Genomic DNA, 2,324 nt, shown 5'->3' with positions numbered 1-2,324 from the left:
AACGCCTACTACTTCCTGTTCCTGCTGCTGTGCATCGGCGTGATCTTCTTCTCGGTGCGGCTGCAGGATTCGCGCCTGGGCCGCGCCTGGGTGGCAATCCGCGAAGATGAAATCGCCGCCAAGGCGATGGGCATCAACACCCGCAACGTCAAGCTGCTGGCCTTTGCCATGGGCGCGTCGTTCGGCGGCGTCTCGGGCGCCATGTTCGGCGCCTTCCAGGGCTTCGTGTCGCCCGAATCCTTCTCGCTGACCGAATCCATTGCTGTGCTGGCCATGGTGGTGCTGGGCGGCATTGGCCACATCCCCGGCGTGGTGCTGGGCGGCGTGATTTTGGCGGCCTTGCCGGAAGTGCTGCGCCACGTGGTGGAGCCGCTGCAGATGGCCATTTTCGGTCGTGTCTGGATCGATGCCGAAGTGCTGCGCCAGCTGCTCTACGGCCTGGCCATGGTGGTCATCATGTTGACGCGCCCGGCCGGATTGTGGCCCTCGCCGCGCCATGAAGACCGTCCGGAAGCAGACCACGCCTCCGTCGGATCCACCGGCGAAGTCAAAGCCTAAGCAGGAGAACCAGACATGACACAAACACTGCTCAAGATCCGTGACGTGAGCAAACGCTTCGGCGGCCTGCAGGCCCTGAACGGCGTGGGCATCACGATTGAACGCGGCCAGATCTACGGCCTGATCGGCCCCAACGGCGCCGGCAAGACCACCTTCTTCAACGTCATCACCGGCCTGTACCAGCCCGACACCGGCAGCTTCGAGCTGGACGGCAAGCCGTACAGCCCGAGCGCGCCGCACGAAGTGGCCAAGGCCGGCATTGCGCGCACCTTCCAGAACATCCGCCTGTTCGGCGAGATGACGGTGCTGGAAAACGTCATGGTCGGCTGCCACGTGCGCACCAAGCAGAACGTCTTCGGCGCCGTGTTCCGCCACAAGGCCGCGCGTGAAGAAGAAGCGCAGATCCGCGCCAAGTCGCAACAGCTGCTGGACTTCGTGGGCATCGGCCAGTTCGCCAAGCGCACTGCGCGTCACCTCTCCTACGGCGACCAGCGCCGCCTGGAGATCGCCCGCGCGCTGGCCACCGATCCGCAACTGCTGGCGCTGGACGAACCGGCGGCCGGCATGAACGCCACCGAGAAGCTGGGCCTGCGCGAGTTGCTGGTAAAGATCCAGGCCGAAGGCAAGACCATCCTGCTGATCGAACACGATGTCAAACTGATGATGGGCCTGTGCAACCGCATCACGGTGCTGGACTACGGCAAGCCGATTGCCGAGGGCGTGCCGGCGGATGTACAGAAGAACCCAGCGGTCATCGAGGCCTACTTGGGCGCCGGCCATTGATATTGCATGCCGCGTTCGCCTACTGCGCGACCGCAGGCGCGCACTGCGATGCTCGCCGTACCTGCGTACGGCTGTGCTTCTCCTGCACGCCTGCGGCCGCTCGCTACGGCGCTCGCGGCATGCCACAGAGTAGTCAGAACATTATTCGAGATTGAGAAACGATGACGAATATCCTTAAAGTAGAAAGCCTGTCGGTCGCCTACGGCGGCATCCAGGCGGTGAAGGGCATCAGCCTTGAGGTCAACGAAGGCGAACTGGTCACGCTGATCGGCGCCAACGGCGCCGGCAAGACCACCACCCTGAAGGCCATCACCGGCACGCTGCCCGCTAGCCGCGTGGATGGCCATATCGAGTACCTGGGCCAGGGCCTGAAGGGCAAGAAATCCTTCGAGCTGGTGAAGGACAAGCTGGCCATGGTGCCGGAAGGCCGCGGCGTCTTTACGCGCATGAGCATCCAGGAAAACCTGCTGATGGGCGCCTACACCAGTGACGACAAGGGCCAGATCGCGGCCGACATCGACAAGTGGTTTGAAGTCTTCCCGCGCCTGAAGGAGCGCGCGGCGCAGATGGCCGGCACCTTGTCGGGCGGCGAGCAGCAGATGCTGGCGATGGCGCGCGCGCTGATGAGCCACCCCAAGCTGCTGCTGCTGGACGAACCGTCGATGGGCTTGTCGCCGATCATGGTGGAAAAGATCTTCGAGGTGATCCGCAACGTGTCGGCGCAGGGCATCACGATCCTGCTGGTGGAGCAAAACGCCAAGCTGGCGCTGGAGGCGGCGCATCGCGGTTACGTGATGGAGTCGGGCCTGATCACCATGAACGGCAACGCCAAGGAGATGCTGAGCGATCCGCGGGTGAAGGCGGCTTATCTGGGTGAGGGTTGAGTTTCTCTTCGCGCTCGCAGGCGTATTGCAAGACCAAAGAGCCGCATGTTCGCATGCGGCTTTTTTATTGCTGGCGCGGTCATCGGTGAGGCGCGACGA

At 63.6% G+C, this 2,324-nt stretch carries 3 protein-coding genes; all 3 read left to right on the top strand.

The genetic code is table 11. The features are described 5' to 3' along the window. Positions 1 to 558: branched-chain amino acid ABC transporter permease (locus J8I26_RS22515; RefSeq protein WP_209609448.1), on the top strand; the 558-nt coding region annotated here is incomplete at its 5' end. A gap of 15 nt (positions 559 to 573) precedes the next feature. Beyond that, positions 574 to 1,341, top strand: a complete 768-nt coding sequence (locus J8I26_RS22510; RefSeq protein ID WP_079216175.1) for an ABC transporter ATP-binding protein — start codon at positions 574 to 576, stop codon at positions 1,339 to 1,341. A 161-nt stretch (positions 1,342 to 1,502) separates the two neighbouring features. After that, on the top strand, positions 1,503 to 2,225 hold the full coding sequence (locus J8I26_RS22505; protein WP_209609446.1) for an ABC transporter ATP-binding protein: 723 nt from the start codon (positions 1,503 to 1,505) through the stop codon (positions 2,223 to 2,225). Positions 2,226 to 2,324: the final 99 nt, after the last annotated feature.

This window comes from Herbaspirillum sp. LeCh32-8 (assembly GCF_017814915.1).
GTDB lineage: Bacteria > Pseudomonadota > Gammaproteobacteria > Burkholderiales > Burkholderiaceae_D > Herbaspirillum.
This window is presented reverse-complemented; position numbering and strand designations above follow the sequence as displayed.

What these genes read in the sequence shown, in the direction of transcription:
- J8I26_RS22505 (WP_209609446.1), top strand. Translation starts at nt 1,503, where the DNA reads ATGACGAATATCCTTAAAGTAGAAAGCCTGTCGGTCGCCTACGGCGGC.
- J8I26_RS22510 (WP_079216175.1), top strand. Translation starts at nt 574, where the DNA reads ATGACACAAACACTGCTCAAGATCCGTGACGTGAGCAAACGCTTCGGC.